General features: G+C 49.9%; 11 protein-coding genes. 2 read left to right on the top strand and 9 right to left on the bottom strand.

Annotated features, from left to right (window positions below):
* Positions 1 to 204: 204 nt before the first annotated feature.
* The 8 genes from ACYVB1_RS15930 to ACYVB1_RS15895 form a co-directional block, all read right to left on the bottom strand.
* The gene (locus ACYVB1_RS15930; RefSeq protein WP_460924777.1) at positions 205 to 3,699 is read right to left on the bottom strand and encodes a rhamnogalacturonan lyase family protein; all 3,495 of its coding nucleotides are present in this window, start codon (positions 3,697 to 3,699) and stop codon (positions 205 to 207) included.
* Positions 3,700 to 4,284: 585 nt separating this feature from the next.
* The gene (locus ACYVB1_RS15925; protein ID WP_460924776.1) at positions 4,285 to 5,502 is read right to left on the bottom strand and encodes a glycoside hydrolase family 88/105 protein; all 1,218 of its coding nucleotides are present in this window, start codon (positions 5,500 to 5,502) and stop codon (positions 4,285 to 4,287) included.
* A 78-nt stretch (positions 5,503 to 5,580) separates the two neighbouring features.
* A complete protein-coding gene (locus ACYVB1_RS15920) occupies positions 5,581 to 7,779 on the bottom strand; it encodes a hypothetical protein (protein WP_460924775.1) in 2,199 nt (732 codons plus the stop codon).
* Between the two features lie 127 nt (positions 7,780 to 7,906).
* On the bottom strand, positions 7,907 to 9,568 hold the full coding sequence (locus ACYVB1_RS15915) for a RagB/SusD family nutrient uptake outer membrane protein (protein ID WP_460924774.1): 1,662 nt from the start codon (positions 9,566 to 9,568) through the stop codon (positions 7,907 to 7,909).
* Between the two features lie 9 nt (positions 9,569 to 9,577).
* A complete protein-coding gene (locus tag ACYVB1_RS15910) occupies positions 9,578 to 12,784 on the bottom strand; it encodes a SusC/RagA family TonB-linked outer membrane protein (RefSeq protein ID WP_460924772.1) in 3,207 nt (1,068 codons plus the stop codon).
* Positions 12,785 to 13,856: 1,072 nt separating this feature from the next.
* On the bottom strand, positions 13,857 to 16,718 hold the full coding sequence (locus ACYVB1_RS15905) for a glycosyl hydrolase (protein ID WP_460924771.1): 2,862 nt from the start codon (positions 16,716 to 16,718) through the stop codon (positions 13,857 to 13,859).
* A 339-nt stretch (positions 16,719 to 17,057) separates the two neighbouring features.
* The gene (gene rhaM, locus ACYVB1_RS15900; RefSeq protein WP_460924770.1) at positions 17,058 to 17,369 is read right to left on the bottom strand and encodes an L-rhamnose mutarotase; all 312 of its coding nucleotides are present in this window, start codon (positions 17,367 to 17,369) and stop codon (positions 17,058 to 17,060) included.
* A 203-nt stretch (positions 17,370 to 17,572) separates the two neighbouring features.
* Positions 17,573 to 19,195: an arylsulfatase gene (locus tag ACYVB1_RS15895; RefSeq protein WP_460924769.1), complete on the bottom strand. Its 1,623-nt coding sequence runs from the start codon at positions 19,193 to 19,195 to the stop codon at positions 17,573 to 17,575.
* A 416-nt stretch (positions 19,196 to 19,611) separates the two neighbouring features.
* On the opposite strand from ACYVB1_RS15895, the gene ACYVB1_RS15890 reads away from it, so the two are divergent.
* Positions 19,612 to 20,109, top strand: a complete 498-nt coding sequence (locus ACYVB1_RS15890) for a GNAT family N-acetyltransferase (protein ID WP_460924768.1) — start codon at positions 19,612 to 19,614, stop codon at positions 20,107 to 20,109.
* Positions 20,110 to 20,280: 171 nt separating this feature from the next.
* Positions 20,281 to 20,733 (top strand): Crp/Fnr family transcriptional regulator, encoded by a 453-nt coding sequence (locus tag ACYVB1_RS15885; protein ID WP_460924767.1) that lies wholly within the window; start codon positions 20,281 to 20,283, stop codon positions 20,731 to 20,733.
* 30 nt (positions 20,734 to 20,763) lie between these two features.
* Here ACYVB1_RS15885 and ACYVB1_RS15880 read toward each other — a convergent pair.
* On the bottom strand, positions 20,764 to 20,897 hold a 134-nt coding region (locus ACYVB1_RS15880; protein ID WP_460924796.1), incomplete at its 5' end, for an integrase core domain-containing protein.

Genomic DNA, 20,897 nt, shown 5'->3' with positions numbered 1-20,897 from the left:
GTAAAGAAGACATTCAATATTTTGCATACAGCTTGAACCCACCCCTAACCCCTCCGGGGAGGGGAATCTATCTGTAGATACTTTAATAATGATGCATACGAACCAATTAATGGAGGCATGACGCATCAAACACAAAACCCTGAAAAAAGAAAAAGCCTGTGACTCTAGGATGGTCCAGGCTCTTTCTAAGCAATGTATGAAGAATTATTTTTTAATCAGCTTGTACTGCTGCCGTTTTCCATTTGATTGAATGTTGATGATGTAGAAACCAGCTTTCAGCGTATTTCCGGTTCGGGCTGAATGCTCTGCCTTATTCTGCTCTACTTTTCTGCCTAACTGGTCATAAATCACATATTCAAACGCTCCTTCTAACTCAATTACAAAGTCGCCTGAGGATGGATTAGGGTAAACGACTGCTGAAAAAGTTTGCTCCGTTCCCTGCTGTGCACTTGAAACGGTAGCCGCGCTCAGGCTTACCGGCATCAGGCTGAATTGCTGATGCGTACCACCGCCAAAGCTCCACTGTTTTACATTAGCGCCACTGGCCATCGAAGCTGCCTCTACTGTAACAGATTGGCCGCTGTGCTTGTTTACAATGTTGTAGTAGCCATTGCTCAGCCTGATGAGTTCCCACTGCTGATTCGCTTTGCCTTCATAAGTCCACTGCAGAATGTTAGCACCTTCCGCAGTAGCCGACTGCGCCCTTACACCTATGGCCTGCCCGCAGTTTACGCTGGTAATACTGTAGTAGCCTTCACCCACACTGCTTAGCATCCATTGCTGGTTATCTGTTGCACCGGACGTGCGCTGTACCAGGTTTCCATTCCCATTCTTCGCGCAGGACTTATTTAAATCCAGGGCCATGGCGCTGTGCAAAGCGGAGATGGTGTAGATGCCATCAAGCGGCACCGGTGTGGCCTCGGCTCCATTGGAATTTGTGACACCGGTGGCATCTGTAATTTTAATCCAGTACCAGTAGGTCACATTGTTTTCAACTGAGTTATCGGTGTACGTTCTGGCATCAGCATGCAGCGACTCAATTCTGACTCTGCCGGACGGATTGGAATCGGTATCGCGGAAAACTTCAAGTGCTCGGATATCTTCTATGTTCTCAACTGTCCAGCTAAGGTCCACGAACCTGTCTCCTCCTGTGGCAGTGAGTACAACCTCTTTTGGCGGTGGCGGCGGTGTGGTGCCTTCAGGTGTTGCCTGTGCGGCGTTGGAACCATGGGCTTTTCCATCTACGTCGATTACCTTTAACCAGTACCAGTAAGGCGTGCCGTTGGTCACGGTGGGGTCAGTGAAGGTGGTTGCGTCTGCTCCTACGATGCCTACCCGGCCCCGGCCACTTGGGTTAGAGTCCGTATCACGGAAAATCTCTATGTGGCGGATATTCACGTTTTCGATGCTCCAGTTCAGGTCAACCTTTCCGTCGCCGGCAGTGGCAGCAAGTTCCACGATGGCAGGTGGCGGCGGTAAGGTTACGCCTTCCGGTGTAGCACTTGCAGCGGCAGAGTTTACGATGACGCCATTGGCATCATACCCCTTAATCCAATAGTAATAGGTGGTGCCGTTTGTCAGGCCTTCGTCAATATGAGATTTTACGGTTCCGCTTAAAGAGGCAACTCGTACGCGGCCGGACGGATTTGGATCTATATCGCGGTATACCTCCAGCCGGCTTATCTCATAATTGATGGTGGACCACCCCAAGTAGGCCTTTGCATCGCCGCCACGAGCGGTCAGGTAGATAGCGGGTGATGCTGTTCCAGGTTCCACCATCGCAATAGCGGGAGTTGGAGGAGTAGCCATGCCTTCGCCTACATAAAAACTGGTGTGCGGTGGCTGGTTGTAACCCACATTCTGCCAGGCAATCGCTGCACGGTACTGTGTGTCGTGCATAAAGGTATAAAACCTGTGCGTGGTAGGAATGGTAGTGGTAAAAATCAGCAGTTCGCTGTTGTTACTGTGCCGGTAAATCACCTCCTCGCGCCAGTCGCCCAGGATGTCGGCGCTCAGACCAGGGTTGGCTTTGGTGCCATTGTTTCTTTCAGCACCAAAGTTATGAGCTGAAAGCAATCTATCCTGTGTGCCGCTGGTGTGGTTCCACTTGTCTATCATGGTACCATCCAGGAGTTCGCGCTGTAAATCTCCATCCCACCAATTGCCAAAATTCATACTGGCAGGCTTGGTGGCAGAAATTTCCTGGCCTTGTGCATTATAGAGCACTCCTCTTGCTCCCCAGGCTTCGTAGCCTTTGTGGCGGGGATCAATATCGGCGGTCATGGCACGGCCAACGTCGCCGGTGGTGGGCACACCCCAAAGCTTTTCGCCGGTGCCGGCATCCCGCATCCAGAGGCCATTCCCTTCATATTGTGCCTGTGATTCATGTGCTGTCCAAGATTCCAAACCCGGACGACTCGGGTCCAAATCGCCTACGTGCTGGGCATCGCCATGCCCCAGGCCAGTTGTATAGAGACCGGTGCCGTCATCGTCAACGGCCATGGAGCCAAATACTACCTCATCTTTGCCATCGCCATCTACGTCGTTGATGCTGAGGCTGTGGTTACCCTGACCGGCATAGGCTCCGTTTCCCTCTGTGTTTGTATCAAACACCCAGCGCTGGGTCAGTTGTCCTCCACGCCAGTCCCAGGCTGCCATTACGGTGCGGGTGTAATAGCCGCGTGTGAACAGCAGGCTGGGCTTCTGCCCGTCAAAATAACCTACACCTGCCAGGAAGCGGTCTACGCGATTACCGTAATCATCGCCCCAACTGGCTACATTGCCACGGGCAGGCACATAGTCCGTGGTTGCCATGGCAGCACCTGTCTGGCCATTGAAAACAGTAAGGTATTCCGGACCATGCAGGATGTATCCGCCAGTGTTACGATAGTCTACAGCAGGGTTTCCGATAACGGTGCCCGCTCCATCTACTGTGCCGTCGGCAGTTTTGCAGGCCAGTTCGGCTTTGCCATCGCTGTCCAGGTCATACACGATAAATTGGGTATAATGGGCGCCGGCACGAATGTTATGGCCCAGGTCAATACGCCAAAGGCGTGTGCCATTCATTTTATAGGCATCCAGGTAAACATTGCCGGTAAAGCCGGCCTGGGAGTTATCCCTGGCGTTAGAAGGATCCCATTTCACGATGATTTCATACTCGCCATCGCCATCCAAATCACCCACACTACAGTCGCCGGGGCTGTAAGTATAGTTTACACCATCGGGAGTGGTGCCGCCTGCAGGCCGCTGCAGGGGCAGGCGCTTAAAGGGCTCTGTCCAGACGGTAGCCGGTGCAGATGCAGTTTGCTCCTGCCCATCAATGACAGGGCGTACGGTATACACCTCGTCGGCGCTGGTATCATCCGTGTAGTTTGTAACAGTAAGCGGTGCATCGTTTAGTTTTGCGTCGCCACGGTAGAGGTTAAATGCAATGTTGTCGGGGTCTGTACCCAGCATGCGCCAGCTCACAAAAACCTGGCTGCTACTGGTCCTGACAGCGACGACGCCCCGTCCGAGTTTTTCTACCTGGCGCTGGGCAAACACTGCTGTGAAGGCAAAGAGCAGCAGCAGCAGCAAGCCTGTTTTTCTGTTCAGAAACAAAGGAAGGAGCCTCCTCTGCTTGCTCCTGTGCTGTTCAGGATGTTTTGCTTTTCTTTCCGGAGAAAGGTTGGTGACTGGTAGAAGTATCTCTGTTTTCATGCATGGAATTTTAAAGGTTAAAAATCAAAATCTACTGTATATCCTCTGAGCTTTTCGCTCTTATCCATCTCATGAAAGGCTTGTCAAACAGCAATATTGCCTGCGTTTGATTAGAACAAAAAACCTGCTCCTCTACCTATTAATTCTTAGAAGCCCCACTTATTTAAAAAGCGACTGCGCCTCTGTAGCTGCGTTACATTTATGTACTTTCCATGGACTGTTAAATCCTCTCTCTCATTACCTTCTCCTGAACTTCATGTAAATCAACTGTATACAATTTATTCATTTAATCACCTTCAAGTATCCTGTAGTATCCTGTATAGTACAATTAATTTGCTCCCTGCTTTCTACACACGCATAGTCCACTAAATAATATCCTATTTAATATTAATTTATTAATTTAAGGTAGCATTAAACAAAAGAAGAGCACCTTTAAGGGTGCTCTTCTTTTGTCTCCTTTAATTTCTTAACTAGCAGCTTCAGCTATAACGATGTTACTCCATCAACAAAAAGTGCTGAAGTATCGCCTCATCAAGAAAATTAGAACCAGCTTAACATCAGACAGTACGCTTCTCCTTCTTACAACTACCTGTTTAGCTCCAGGCTAGCTAAGACAAAGGGGCCAGTTCCTTTCGGGTCATTAGTCCGGATAAGTTCATTTACATAGTACTCATAAGAGCCGTCCCGATAAGGCGTGCCTCCCAGACCTGCCACGGCACATACTTTGTGCAGCAGCACTTCCCCATCAGGCTTCACTTCTATCAAGTTATCCGTGATACCCTTGAACCCCTTCTCCGCTACTTTCCTATATTGCTTGTCCAGGTAGCCTTTGTTTGCTCCTTTGGCAAGGGCATACACAAACATGCTGGACGCCGATGCCTCCAGGTAGTTTCCTTCCCGTGTCCCCTGGTCCACGACCTGGTACCACAGCCCTGTCTTAGCATCCTGGTACTTTTGCAGGGCTGGTGCCAGGCGCTGCAGTATGCTGATTACGTCATTCCGCTTCGGGTGGTCCTCCGGAAGATAATCGAGCACATCTACGATGGCCATGGCATACCACCCCATCGCGCGGCCCCAGAAATGAGGAGAGGTTCCTGTCTTTGGGTTTGCCCAAGGCTGCATGCGGCTCTCGTCCCAGCCATGGTAGAGCAAGCCTGTCTGCGGGTCTCTGGTGTGCTTTTCCAGCAAAAGCAACTGTGCCGCTACATCGTCGAAAAGTGCTTTGTCGCCAAAGGTTTTGCCGTACTGCGCCAGGAAAGGGGAACCCATGTATGCACCATCCAGCCACATTTGCCAGGGGTAACGCAGCTTATGCCAGAAGCCGCCATCGGTGGTGCGGGGCTGCCACTTCATTTGATTGCGCAGCGTCTCCAGGGCTACTCTGTACCTTTCATCTTTTGTCTCCTCATACAGTTTGAACAGAATCTTTCCTGAGTTCAGCATGTCGATGTTGAAGGAAGCGGCATCGTAGGTTTTGATGTTGCCTTTTTCATCAATCATCACATCCGCATAAGCCTTAATGTAGTCCAGGTACTGCTGCTTCGGGTTCTGCTTATTCATTTTCTCAAAGCCAAGCAGCACAAGCCCCTGCGGATAGCTCCAAACAGGTTCCTCGTTGAACTCTATCATCCAAGGCTCAGGATTGTTCTTCATGATGGACAGCGCCATCCGTTCCGACCATTTGGCTTTAGCCGGTATTTTGCCGGGTACAGACTGTGCCTGCGCTGCTGTGCTACTGAAGAGCACTGCCAGAAGCAACAGTAGAATATTCTTTGTGCTGGTGTTTTTTCTTCTCACTTTCATACTGCTTTTGCTTTATTAATGGCCCCTTCTAAGATGAAACAAAACATGCAAATTTCATGGAATTGCCAGCTCAGGATATTAAGGCATCTGGTGAAGCCCCTCCCATCTCACTTTCCATTTCCCGTTGTCCGGGAAACCAGGTGTTGGTATGTCTGGGGCACCGTCCCAGCCAGCAGCCATCATGGCCACAGCTGTGAGCAGGCCACCGTTGCCCGGCAGGTAAATGCGCAGGCGCTCGTCCTGGTAGTTGTGTCCATTGGGGAGGTACGTATTCTTCTGCACGTCCATGAATAGCGCATCCACGGCTTTTTCAGGCATACCTAAGCGGGCAGCGCTCATAGCCATCATCGGGTAGTCCCAGCCCCAGGTGGTGTCCCACTGCCAGTTATTTAATATTTCGTTGTAAGTGTTTTTCATGATGGCCGTGTCCACCTTCGGGCTGTTCGGCAGGAAACCGTACGCGCCCACTACCACCGGATGATCCCGGCGATAAAAGTCATCGGTGTAGGCCTGCGGGTGTGTGGCACTTGGCAGGTATAAGCCGTCTTTTACAGCCAAAGGAGCCAGTTTGTCTATCACAGCCTGCCATTTCTCATCCGCAGGCAAACCCAGCCGTCTGCGCCACTCCTGCGCCACCGACAGGCCATAGTGCCAGTAGGCCAGCTCGAAAGGCGGATCATTGGTTTCATGGGCAGGGAATAATTCCTGTGCCGGAATCAGCGGCGCCGCCAGGTGATACCGCTCGTCCTGCTCGTTATAGGTCGGGAACGACGCCATAAACTCTGCTGTCTCAAATACCAGGTCCTTATACTTTTCGAGTGTCTCAGTATCCGGGTGCTGCCGGTAAACCAGTTCGGAGAAGTAAATGATGTGCGGTTGCTGCCAGATAAGGTAGGGGCCGATGCTGGACGGGCTCTCGTTCCCGTTCGGGTCCGTCATCTTCTGCCATCTCACACCCTCATAGCCCTGCCATTCAGCAGTGGCCCGGGCTTTTGGCATCACCTTCTTATACCAGGGCAGGCTCTTTTCGAGCAGAGGCAGGCGGTCCCACAGCGCAAAGTGCACGCCGTGCCACCAGTGCATCTCGAGGTGCGGCTTGCCGTACCAGCTGTTCATGGTGAGGCCTGTTTCCTGCGGCGGCAGGTCTCCGGTACATTGTATCTTGGTGAGGTACTGGGACAAAACAACCCGCCGCTCCAGCTCATGTGCCCGCGGGTCTGTGGATCCGGAGAAATCTACCGCCCCTCCTTCTGTCCAGAACCTTTTCCACTGTGCTTCGCTGCTTTCCTGGGCCGCTTTGTAAGCTGGAATATCCTGCTGCTGGTTCTGGCTAAACAACACACTGAATTCTACCGTCTCCTCGTCCGCAGCAGGTACCAGTTCAAAATGATGCTTTGCTTTTCCCTGGAACAGACCTTTTTCAGACCAGCGTACATCTGTATAATAAGTGGTGGAATCCAGCTGCCGTTTCAGTTGTACCTGGTTGGCACCTGCTTCGGAGCGGGCCAGCATGGTGGTGTGCTTATCCTGATCTTCCCAGTTATAGCCCGGGCAGACATGACAGGTGGCACCATAAGGAAACTTGAATGATACTTTCAGCCTGTTTTGGGTGATGAGCGGCGAGGTGACACGGGCGGCAAACCCGTCTTTTTCCTGGTGCCCGTACAGTTCAACCTTTACAGGAACACCCTCTACTTCATAAGTGCTCTCTATCTTTCCTGTCCATAGGTTCAGGGTCTGGTTGATACGCTGTAGTTCCTGGATAGGCACCTGATCCCCGTTTTCTTTCAGCAGCACCAGCCCCACGACACCCAGGTGCAGCCTGTGCGGATTTGTTCTCAGCCAGTTCATGGCATCCACCTTGCGTCCGCTTCCTTTGTGCTGCACCGGAAACGGAATGACTTTGCCGTTGGCAGCCGTATCGTACTGAGCTACATCTGCCAAGGTATAGTTCTGGTCGGTGGGGGTTACGTGCCAGCCCCACTGCGACTGCGTGCCCAGCGACACCCCATTTTCGTAATACTCCGGGTAACTCTGCAGCCCCGTCACGTCCACGGTATAGGCAAAGTCTCCGTTGCCCACCGACAGAGAGGCCAGTGTATCCGGTGCAGTTAAAGTCACGCTATGGCGGCTGACCAGGGCATGCCGGTCTATCTTTTCGGTTACGTTGCCCGTTGTGCTATCAGAAGCGCTGCAGCCCAGCAGGAACGCCAACGAGAAGGCCGCGGCTAATTTCCCGATTTCATACAAAAAAAGTCTTAGGGAGTTTTTATTCATTTGATTGTGCCACCTAAAAAATCCAGTTACAGTGCTGGCTTTGTGCCAGTAAGACTAACAAGAGCAATCCCGATTCTTCGGATTGCTCTTGTCGTCATAAGTAATCAATTATAAATTAATTTTCGCATTAAAAGCCCGGATTCTGAGCATATTCTCCTTCATTCAGGAGCAAAGCACGTGAAGGGATTGGTCTCAGCACCTTGAATGCTCCGCCTACACCCTGGAAAGGATCAACTCCTGCGTTGTACCAGTTTCTGATGTCCCTGTTATACAATCTGGTTCTTTCCATCAATGTGTTGGTGCGCTTCAGGTCGAACCACCTGTGGTATTCTCCAGCCAATTCCCTCGCCCGCTCATCCAGAATAAAATCAAGATCTACATCAGCAGCTGAGATAAGGAAATCGTCTTCTTCACCTGGCTTGGCCGCTCTTTCTCTTACCTCGTTTATTCTGGCAGCGGCAGTAGCAAGGTCGCCCAGCTGTAAATAAGCCTCCGCAGCAATCAAGTACGTTTCGCCCAAACGAGCCAGGTAAATATCACGTGTACTGGTCGGGTTTCCGAATACAGCCTTCGGATCATCAAACTTCTTGATGGCCGGTGTGGCATTGTCCAGGGCTGTAGAGTTAGAGGCTTCCCACGCCTCTGAATAAGGGATTACCTGTGTATTGGTACGACGTGTAGGGTTTACTGCCCGCCAGGCTGCTATATCTTCAGCACTGGATGCCCACTTTGGTGCATAATAAAAGCGCACGTTCAGGTTGTCTCTCTCATTCCTCTTGTCATAGTAATCATAATAGCGCTGATAGTACTCCAGCATAAAAGTGGCGTCAAACCGGGCATCATCCTGCGAAAACACATCGAACAGGTACATAGTAGGTACCAGCCGATACGCCCGCTGCGGGTAACCCTGTACAGCACCCTGCCCGCCCATATAAGGCCCGAACCAGTAGTTCTGGTTGTTCCCGGTGTTCTGTGGGTTCAACACAGAACCGGGATCATATTGAATGGAGAAGAGGATTTCCGCATTGCGCTCGTTGCCGGGGTAAAAAAGCTCCTCGAACGGAATCGTCAAAGGCTGGCCGGCAATAGCAGCATCAGCCAAAGCAGCAGCCTGCTCAAAGTCCTGCCGGGTGCCGAACGACTCATAACCACGGGTAAGGTGTACTTTAGCCAGGTAATGCTGAATGGCTCTCTTCGTTACACGGCCGAACTCATTTGTTGACTCCGGCACCAAACCCAGCGCCTCATTCATTTCGTTGATAATGAAGGTGTACACCTCCTCGGCTGAATTACGATTAAACCTCTCCTGCGGCGCAGTAAAGCGGTCCGTTACGATGGCAACGCCACCAAAATTCTGCACCAGAAGAAAGTAATAGTAGGATCTCAGGAACTTCACCTCTCCCCTACGCGACAGTAAAGTTGGTGATGCAGCTGTTTTATCGTTGAAATGCAGGGCTGTATTCGCCACCTGGATGGCTGCGTAGGTATTCCGGTAAAAATTTTCTACGGCTGCATCCTCCGGCGTTAATTCCCTGTATTCGCTGATGCCCTTCGGCTGTGCATCACGGCCCTCTACAAATAAATCCGTTCCGGCCATAAAAATCCAGGGCTCACTGTAAACAGTGCGGAGTGTTCCGTAAGCGGAGTTTACCAGTTTTTCATATCCCTCTCTTGTGGCATAGTACTCATCAGACACTATGTTTGATCTGTTTTCCTCCTCCAGGAAATCATCACAACCTGTTGTTACAAAAAACAGCAGCAGCAGGCCCAGTATGCTATATCTCTTCATCTTCTTCGATTAAAATTTTACGTTTACGCCAAACTGATATGTTACCGTACTAACACCAGTGTTCGCAAGCGAGCCCGTTGTGCTGTTCGTAACCTGTGTCGTGGTGGCATCTATACCACTTGCAAACTCCGGATCAAACCCGTCATAGTCTGTGAAAACAGATGGGTTCAGGATGTTTGTATACACCCGCAGGCTTTTCAACTTTACTCGCTGCACCAACTCTGACGGCAGATTATAGCCGAAGGAGATGTTCTGCACTTTCACGAAAGAAGCATCCTTGTAGTAGCCTACCAATGACCAGTAATCGCCAGGGCGGCCCGGCATTGGATATTCGTTGGAGGCACGCGCTGGTGTGATGTTGTTGGAAGGCATGTAGTAATTCACATCCAGTTTTGACCGGCCCCTGTCACCCATGTTCGTAAACTCGGCATGGAACGGGCTGTATACCTGGTGGCCCTGTCTTGCAAATACAGACGCTGACAAGTCAAATCCTTTGAAGGCAAACTGAGTGGAGAAACCTCCTGTCCATTTTGGATCCCGCTGTCCTATAATGGCTCTGTCTTCGTTGTTGAGCACACCATCGTTGTTTATATCCAGCACCTTCGCCTGGCCCGGAATCTGCTTGTATTTCAGGGCCTCATCCCGCTCATTTTCCTGCCAGATGCCATCAAACACATAAGTGTAGTTCACGTTGATAGGCTGGCCGATAAACCAGGCGTTACCGGGCAAATCTTCTTTCTTATCGAGGAGCTCTACAATCTCATTTTTGTTTCTGGCAAGGTTAAAGGTGGTCGTCCAGGAAAAGCCACCAGAGGCCACGTTCACAGTTGTTAAAGACAGCTCCACCCCTTTGTTCCTCACAGAACCAACGTTGTCTTTTATAGAGACCCAGCCATTTTCTATGGCCACATCCCTGTCCATAATCACGCCGCGGGAAAGCTTGTCATACACATCCACACTTCCGGAAACTCTGCCTTGCAGTAAAGCATAGTCCATACCCAGGTTGTATTCGCGTGTCCGTTCCCAGGTCAGGTTTGGGTTTGGCAGCCTGTTTGGTGTATAACCCAGGGCAAGCGTACCGCCAAAATCATAAAAAGTAGGGCTGCTCAGGTTCATCTGGGTGCCGTAAGGGTTGATGTTATTGTTGTTTCCAGCAATACCCACGCTGAACCTGGCTTTTAAATCATAAATAAGGGAAATGTTCTTGATGAACTCCTCTTCAGAAAGCCTCCAGGCAATTGCCGCAGATGGGAAAGAGGCCCATTTGTTACCGGGTGATAGTTTGGAGGCACCATCCCAGCGGGTAGCTAGCGTTAACAGGTACTTGTCACGGAAGGAGTAGTTGAGCCTTGCCATATAAGAGACAAGTGTAAACTTGCTGAAGTCGCTTTCAATTCTTTCGCGGTTGGCCGCTGTGCCAAGGTTATAGAAAGAAGAATTGAACGGGAGGTTGGTTACCCGGCTGAAGCTGCTCTCTACCCTGTCTTGCTGCATGCTGTGGAGACCAGTGAAGGTAAAGCTATGGTCATTGAAATTCTTCCTTGCCGTTACCAGGTTATCCATGATGTAGGAGAAAGCCTCCTGGTTTCTTAGCTCGGCTGCGGGCTGCAGGCCACCCCTGTTTTCTGTTTGGGAACCCCAGAAGCGGCCATTTCTTTCGACCGTGATTCGGGGAGCAAAAGAGGAGCGGATATCCAGCCAATCCAGCGGGGAGTACTGCAGGTAAATGTTACCTACCCCGAAAGCACGCCGGGTGTTGTTCTCTGAGTTGGCGTTGTCAAGCAGCGGATTCACAGAGCTTGTCATACTGGTAACTGCAACGGGATCCGTATTGGGCACCGGTATCTGCCCGGGTCTGAAAATCAGGTTGCCTTCGGCATCATAAGGCTTAAATAAAGGCGACATCCGGAAAGCATTGGTTACGGCCAGATCACTGCCACGCTCTATTTCAGAAAGGGCGAAGTTAAAACTGGCTCCTGCCGCCCACTTCTCTGTCAGTTTATGGTCTATGCTGGCTTTAAAGTTATAGCGGTCGAAATATTCGTTTAAGAGGTTACCCTTCTCGTTCTGATAACCGGCACCTATCACGTACTGCATGTTGTTGCTGCTCGTGCCTGACACGGTGAGCCAGTGGTTATTCTGAACCCCGGTTTGCAGCACAAGGTCACGCCAGTTGGTATAGTCGTTTTCCGCGATGCGGCGGGCTACTTCCGGATTACCGGAGCCGGCACTTTCTATGGTCGTAGGATTCCGGCCGGCAATTAATTCAGGAACGATATACGCGTTCTGCCTGAACTCCCACCATTCGGCTCCGGTCATAAAGTCCGGCATTCTGACATTTTTGCGGATACCCACATACCCGTCGTAAGATATGGTTGGAGCACCTTTTACCGTGCTTCCCTGCTTCGTAGTCACAATCACCACCCCGTTTGAGCCGCGGGAGCCATAAATAGCGGTAGAAGCCGCATCCTTCAGCACATCCATTTTAGAGATGTCCTGGGGATTAAGGAAGTTGATATCCGGCACGATTACGCCATCCACTACATACAAAGGTTGCCCTCCTGCCAAAGAGTTTTGGCCCCTAATCTGGATGTTATAGTTCGTACCGGCACGACCTGAACCGGCAGAAATATCCACGCCGGCTACCTGCCCCTGTACAGCCTGCAAAGGGCTTACTGTTCCTCTTTCGGCTATGGCTGCCCCCTCCACACTCGCAATAGCGACGGAAACATCAGCCTTCCGCTGTGTGCCATAACCTGTTACCACTACCTCGTCCAGGGCCTTTGCATCAGGCTTCAGGGAAACATTTATAGTAGAACGGTTATTGACCGCTACTTCCTGGGCGGAGTATCCGATGTAAGAGAACAGCAAAGCGGCATTGCCATCCGGAACTACAATTGTAAAGTTGCCTTCCATGTCTGTGCTGGTTCCTCTGGAAGTGCCTTTTACCTGAACGGTTACACCTGGCAAACCTTCCCCGTCCTCACCCGTCACTCTACCGCGCAACGTAATATCTGCCTGCCTGGCCTTCTTCAAGCCATCATCCTTGAAATCAGTACCAGATGCAAACAAAACAGTGCTTACCTGTTTTTGATTTGCGCTGGTATGCCGTGATGCTACAGGCGGTTTTACCTCAGCCTGGGCGGCATGGAAGCCTACCCCAAGCAGCGGCCACACCCATAAGAAATAGCGAGCACAATAGAGTTTCTTTTTCATATGCATAAACTTTGCGTTTTAAATAGCTGACGTATCATAATGATCAGGACTTCAGGTGGTATTTTATGTGATTTTTTTCAACTAAAATGCAAAGCATCCAGGCAGGTAGTTCTTCAGTGGCACAGCTATATCTTTAAATAATTATACAACCCCTTTTTACATCTGTCCTACTTCAGGCTCTAATACTGCACTTTACTGCCTAGATTTGCGCAATCGATTGCGCAACCTATTAAAAGAGAAGAGATGTTCCCACATCTCTGTCTGCGCTGCTTAACGGCATAAAAGCTTTATTTCAAAGCGATTATCATTAGAAATATAGAAAAGCGTTTACTCACTTCCAAAGATTATATACAAGTTTTTTACAGAAATTTAAAATTTAAGGATAAAGAGAGTGTAGGAGGTCATTCTGCGCAACCGATTACCCAATCTTTACCGGTTTTCTGTATTCTATAGAAACATTGTAAAAGAACAGCAGCACTTACATGTTTCTGCCGCTGTGCATTAAGCACTGAACCAGTTGCTGTGGGAGGAGGCATTAGAAGACATTTTTGCTCGTCTAAAAAAGAAGTACCGCTAAGGCTCACAAGGCTACCTCCTAAAACTCTAGGCAACAAGCGCAACGCCAACTCACATGATACGGCTGCCATTTTTTATCCTATTACAGTAGTGTATCAGATATGCGCCTTTGGCAGGTAGTTCAGGGATAAATCTGACGTGAACGCGGGAATTAAGCCAATGTGTTAACAGGATTACACCTTCCGTTTTTGTGGCCGAGAAAGGTATAGGTAGCTAGGGTACGCACTTTTGGATTCAGAACCTGAAAGTATGGAGGTTGCGGATTTATAATTCGCCATGCAGCGGCTTAGCTGCCGGTAAGCCAACGAATTGCAAATCCGGAACAGCATCATGCTTTGCGTAGGCTCAGCTGATTTCGGTAAGGGAATCGGGCACAGCCATAAGCAAAATAGCCGATAGCTCTTTCGAGCTGTCGGCCACTTTGCTACTCCTCCACCTACCGTGCTGCCATGCTGCCATAGTATATCCCGGCACTGCCAGTACTCCAGCTTGTTTCTTATAGCGAACTGGACACTTTGCTTGCGGAGGTGCTGTAAGGTGTAAGCGTGACCGGACCAAGCAGACCCGATGGCATCGGTTTCCACACCGAAGCATCGAAAGGTTTATAGTCAATGTTCACGAAGTTTATCTCGTGGTACTTCCGCCATTCAATTTTCTTCTGGTCCATGTCCCGGATGCGGTTAGCCATCAGGTTAGCCACTTCTACCTTTAGCGTGTTCTTGCCTGGCTTTAAATACTGGCCTACCCTTGCCTGGAACGGGATGCTCCACAAGGTGCCTACTTCCTGGCCGTTTAGCCACACCTTAGCACTTTCGTTTACTTTGCCCAGGTTCAGCACATACTCTTCTGCATTCTTGGCAGGCAAATCAAAGGTGATGGTATATTCGCCAGTGCCTGAAAAGGCCTCCGCTTTTTTGTCGCCAAGCTCTGTCCAGGATTTCAGTTGGTTCAGTTTCTGGCCCGCAGGCAACTCCGGACCGCCTTGTGTAAAGTGCAGGTCCCATTCCCCTTTTATTTCGATTGGTGCGCCGGAATTCTCCAAATACTGCCAGGCCACCAGGTGCTGCGCCGGGGCGGAAGTTGCTTTCAGAATAAGCGCTTCACCTGACTTTAGCTGTACCCGCACGTTCGTTTTGTCGTTTGCTCTTGAGGCCATGGCCAGGCCGGTGTTGCCGCTCTGAGGGTCCATGAGCACCACAGTTTGCGCGGCTATATTTAGCGGAACAGTCGTCTCGATGGCATTGGGTGTATGGTTGACGAGGTAGTAGTATTTGCCATCCTGTAGCTGACGGCGCGTAAACTTCAGGCCCGTATCAGTCAAGGCTTCCCGCTGTATGCTTTTATACTCCAGCGCCTGCTGCACATTTCCGGAGAGCAGGATTTCCCCGTTACCAATTTTCATTTGCCGGATGCCATTTGCCGCATCTGTAAAAGTCAGCGAGGCCTTCAGTTGCTTCAGTTGCGCTCTTCTTTCCTCCAGGTTGTGCAAACCCGGTACATCGGCAGGCAATTCTTCTATCACAACAGTAGCGCCCTCTTTAGCCAGTTGCATGATTCTTTCAAGTGTTTCTACCGCCATGTATTTACTCTGCGGAATAACCAGCACCTTGTGTGCCGGAGCCGCAGCAGCCGTTAGGATGTTAGCCTCCTGAACGCTGGCTTCCTGTAGCATTTTATCTGAAACGAAGTCAAGAGAGTAACCAGCTTCCATGAGTTGCTTCGACTGCTTGTAGAACTGCGTCGGGTGAAGCCACTCGTCGATGTCATGTACTTTTATCATCATCTCCATGCCTTCCGGCTTTGTCCAAACATCATGGATGGGCCAGTACACCAGCAACTCGTTGTCTGCTTTGCCAGATTGCAGCACCGACTGCACCCGTGTGATGTAGTTGTTAAACCCGCTGAACTGCGGCCACAGGCTGTTGGCCGGTGTCAGGTTAAGAGAGGCATAGAACAGCCAGCCCGGCCACGCCACATCTTCCGGAGAGTAGGTAACGCCGTGGTAAAAGACATGATTCACACCGGAAAGAAACACCTGCTCCACCTCCGGCTTCATCTGCGAATAAGAAGTTTTAAAGTGCTCGCCCAACCAGGTAAAGGTTTCACAGGAAACAAGGTTCTTACCCGTCACATGCGCAGCCGAAGAAGCGAACTTGAGCATGATTGGGTCCGGGTCCACGTTGCGCACATCGGCGCTGTCGCGGCGCAGGCCCGGGATTGGGAAGTAGCTCGAGCCGAAGGTTTCGCACTCCGGTATGTCAACGGCAGCATACAGGTCGAGCAGGTTGCCAGGTGAACCATGCGCCTGATTTTTCGTGATGCTGTTGCGCTCGTGCGCCCATTTGTTCCAGGGCTTGTAGAAGTTGTCCAGCAACATCTCTCCCATGGTTTCGCGGTAATCGGACTTCAGGCGGGCCACTGTTTCGGTGTGCTCCTCGCTTACCAGTTCCCGCAGGTAGCGGCGCAAATCATAGCCTCTGCGCTTCTCGAACTCCTCGAAGAACTCTCCCGACCAGTCGGCCCCGTATACTTCGTAGCTGTCGTTGTAGAAGGCTCTTACCCCATAGTTCCTGTCACCAAAGGCGCTGCTGAACCGCTCCAGGTAAGCCTCTACCGCATCTTCTGACAGGTGGTTCAGGGTATAGCCCACCCCTCCGGGAGCCGCCCGCTTTACCATCTGCCGGGTCCTTCCATTGAAGGCAGCATACAGCGTCCAGTTACCGGTTTTCGGAGTCCAGTTCAGTTTGCCATCCGGCCCCACTTTATCGGTTACGTTTTGTATTTCGCCTTTGTCGCTGTAAGCCATCACCGCCTGTAGCGAAGCCCCTACCTCCTGCTGCTTGGGATCCTTCACCACAATCTTTTCCTTCAGCACCTGCCCGCCTTTCAGGGTGTAGGTCTGTACAATCAGCCGGGAGGCCGCATGTTCCGGCTTTACCTGCGGACCGCCAAACGGCCAACCAGTTCCCTGCGTCATGTCTACCGTCATACCCGCCTCGCCAGCTTCTTTTACAGTATAGCTCAGGATGTCCATCCACCGGGGAGAAAGGAAGTCGATGTAGCGGCTCTCATAGTCCATCGCCCCATAAATAGGCGCTATTTCCACCCCACCCATGCCTGCATCGGCATACTCGTTCAGCAGCCGGTCGATGTTCTGTTCATCCACGGCACTGCCCATCCACCACCAGCGGGTCCAGGGGCGCATTTCTTTTTCTACCTCAGGCCATACCGCCGCATTTTGTGCCTGTATGGTGCTGGCTGTGTCTGTTACAGCCTCGGAAGCCTGTGGCTGGCGGCAGTTGGTTAAGATGGTGCTGCACAGGAGAAGCGCAGGAAGGAATTTTAGTTTATGCATCATAAAATACATTTAATCATTTTTTTTGGCTTTTGTCACTGCCACTTTGCTCAATTTACTAGTCACAACCTGAACTGTAGTATGCCCGCTGTTTAAGTATCGTTCTATAATCTTTCCTGCAACTCCTGCGCAGAAGTCCCAGCGGGACGATATGCTGATAGCCTGCTGGTTTGTAATCACGTTTAAGCTCCAGCGGAGCGGCCTGTTAAAGCAATATCACCATGCCGCTCCGCTGAAGCTAGAGCTGGAATAAGCTGTTATTCTATCAACATATCGTCCCGCTGGACTAAAAACGTTGTCTTGTTTTACCAATGCACAGTAAGTTGAATATAAATACCTGTTTTACTCCAGACAAAACACCTCTTTCAAGGGCACGCTTACCGGGGAGTTATCCGGGTTTGTTTCCATTATGTCGGCCATGTAGGCCCACCACTTCTGCACGATGGCTGTGCTTCCTAAATCTTGTGAAGAGGCTCCGTTTTGCTTTTGCACGGCAAAGAGCGTGTTGGTTTCTTCGTCCAGGAAAATGGAATAGTCACTTACACCAGCCTCTTTGAGAAGCTGCGCCAGCTCCGGCCATATCTCATCGTGCCGTTTTTTATACTCTGCCTCGTAGCCGGGCTTTAGTTTCATTTTAAATGCAATCCGCTCCATCTGTCTTTATGTTTTTATTCAAGTAGCTATTTGATTTTAATATGAAGTACTTAAACTCTCTACTTACTTAAAGCCCTTGCTGTGTCTTTTGACCAGCGAGTTGTTGGTGAAAACACACAACAACGGCAGCTGTTATTCTTATATTGAAGGTATTGCAATAGCTCCACTGGGAAGCATAATTCCTCAGCAAAAGGATGTCAATATTAATTGTTCTTACCTCGCTTCCGCTGCCTGTCATATTCTTCCAGCTGTGCAAAAGGCAGGACGTTCGAGCGTGCTGCCCAGGCTACGTACAGCTTTTCCATTTCCTTTACTTTCTTTGGAAGGCGGGCACTCAGGTCATTCAACTCCGACCGGTCCGTTTTCATGTTATAAAGCGCCCACTTGTTTTCCGGGTAAATAGAAACAAGCTTCCAGTCGCCTTGCCGCACGGCACGGTTGCCTTCATGCTCAAAGAAGATAGCGTCATGCCCCTGCCATTGCTCACCATTGAACAGCGAAGCCATGCTAACGCCTTCCATTGGTTTGATGGCATTCCCTTTGTAGGTTTCTGGGTAAGTTACCCCGGCCAGTTCCAGGCTGGTAGCCATCAGGTCGATGATGTGTGCGGGCTGGTGACTAACGCTGCCTGCCTGGATAACACCCGGATAGTATGCGATGAATGGCGTAGAAATGCCTCCTTCGTGCTCCCAGCGTTTAAACTTGCGGAAAGGGGTATTGCTGACGTTGGCGCCCTCGTACTGGTAGGCCGTGAAAGAGGTAGGATCGCTGGGTGACTTTTTACTCGCCTCCAGGATTTCCTGCGTAAACCCAGACCCCTCGATAGCTTCGTAGCTGCCGCCATTGTCTGACAGGAACATGATGATGGTGTTCTTATCTTCGCCTGTTTCCCGGAGCTTCTGCCGGAGCCTGCCGATGTTCTGGTCCATGCGGTCGACCATGGCCGCATACACCGCCATTTTCTCGTCCCATCTTCTTTTCTCATCCATTGTGAGTGAACCCCACGCCGGCACGTTCTCATCCCGGGGAGATAATTTGGTAGAACGTGAGATAATGCCCATTTCCTGCATGCGCCGGAAACGTTCTTCCCGCATTTTATCCCAGCCTTTCATGTAGCGCCCCCTGTATTTAGCAATATCCTCTTCCAGGGCATGTAAAGGCCAGTGCGGTGCTGTATAGGCCAGGTATAAGAAGAACGGCTTGTCCTTATCTTTTCCTTCCTGGATAAACTTCAGAGCATAATCAGTATAGGCGTCGGTGGCATAAAAGCCTTCACCGGGGGTGTAAGGCTTGTCGTCCAGGGCATAGGTTAAAGTTTGGTTAGGGCGGTAGGGCCGGTTGCCAAAGTAACTGTTGGCCCCGTCCAGCAAACCAAAGTATCGGTCGAAGCCCTGCTTCACCGGCCAGTGTTCCTTGCGGTCGTTCAGGTGCCATTTGCCGGTCATGTACGTGCTGTAGCCTCCTTCTTTTAAGGCTTCGGCCATGGTCACACACTCTTCGTTCAGCATGCCCCGGTAACCGGGCTGCTCTCTTTCGTTCACCATGTGCCCCACCCCTGCCTGGTGTGGGTAAAGGCCTGTGAGCAGGGAAGCGCGTGTAGGGCAGCAGCGGGAGGAGTTATAGAACTGGGTCATTTTCAGGCCTCCCTCTGCCATGGCATCCAGGTTGGGGGTTTCTATTTCAGAACCGAAGGAACCGATATCTGAATAGCCCATGTCATCAGCCAGAATGATGATGATGTTGGGCCGGCTATCCTGTGGAGACAGGCTTAGCAGCAGACCGGTCGCAAAAATCAGCGAAAGACCCAGGATGCGTTTCTTTATCATAAACAGTAGCCTTTTAATGAGGAGGTGCACACGCTGCAGTTGGTATCACCTGCCTGTATGCTATCCTTTTACACGTTGATGCTCAAGCTACTAATTTTTACGCTGATTATTGTCCTGCTATGTCCTGCTTGTCTGTGCGCTCACAACCCGGGTGAGTGGGTATATAGCAAAAGGATATATAACTGATTTAATTAGCAGTTATAGCCAATGCTTTCTTATCTTGGCTCTAAGGAGAAGGTTTACTATCATGATGATTTCAGCCAGAGAGGAAATGCCTCAAATCAACCACAGGACAGGTGAAACCAACTCCATACATAGGCAGATTGCAGGAACAGGTAGCTCCTGCTGTACATTAGTTAGCGGTGTTTTTTACCGACACACGACTAAGAGAATAAAATCTAAACAATACGACTTAAATGGAAATCAGACGAGCCGACAAACAAACCGATTTTGACAAAGTCTGGGGTATTTTCAAAAAAGTAATTTCGACAGGTGACACTTTTGTATTTGACCCAAATACACCAAAAGAGAGTTTGCATAAGCATTGGTTTGCTGACTATATGAACACATTTGTTGCGGTTGACAATGACGAAATTTTAGGAACGTATATCATAAAGCCAAATCAAATTGACTTGGGTGACCACATTGCGAACTGCAGTTATATGGTAAACCCAAAATATCACGGACGTGGGACAGGGAAAAAACTTTGTGAACATTCAATTCAGTTCGCCAAAGACAATGGGTTTTTAGGAATACAGTTTAACATTGTAGTTAGCACAAATGAAAGTGCCGTTAAGCTGTGGCAGAAATTTGGTTTTGAAATTATCGGCACGACACCAAAAGCGTTTCGACACAAAACATTAGGACTTGTTGACACTTACATTATGTTTAAAGACTTAACTACAAATGAATAAAGCTACCGCTAACACGGATTTTGCGTCAGATGGGGTGACTTGCAAACTTGGAGCCTTATGCTTCTATTGAAGTTCAATGCAGGTTGACAGTTTTGTGCTCCGGAATCCGTCCGAATGCAAAACCCGAAAGCGTCACCAGTAACCACCCCCTATACTGTTCTTGTACACAGCATGTTATATCAATACTTTTCAGAAAAGACAGCTATCGATGAAGACTGTTTTAACTACTTGTCTAAATACTTTACACCAAAGAAATATAAGAAGAATGAGCATTTGCTGAAGCCCGGAGAAATCTGCAGGTTCAATTACTTCGTCAACTCCGACTGCCTGCGGTTTTATACTACAAACGAAGAAGGCCATGAATTGACACGTTATTTTGCTTTTGAGGGCAAGTTTGGCACTGCTCTAACCAGTTTTATTGAGCAGAAGCCCTCCTTTGAGTTCATTCAATGCCTGGAACCAACAGAACTCCTGGCTATTTCCTATCAGGACTTTTTCCATCTTGTGGAGACAGTGCCGCAAATAAACTACTTGTACAGGGGCATCCTGGAAATGGCTTACGTAACATCCCAGAAAAGAATCTATGGTGTAGACTTCCCTGAAAGTTGGCCATTTGAAAGTTGAAAAAATCTTTAACTTGAGCTCCTCCCATTTTTAGGGCCGGTCAAAAGTAGAGAATTCGAGTTTCACTATATTCTTTTTTACCCACTCTTCCGGCGTTATGTCACCTAATGAACTGTGTGGCCGGAAGCAGTTGTACTCCTGTCTCCAGGACTCGATTTTCTCCT

The sequence above is a fragment of the Pontibacter brevis genome (assembly GCF_054779655.1).
This window is presented reverse-complemented; position numbering and strand designations above follow the sequence as displayed.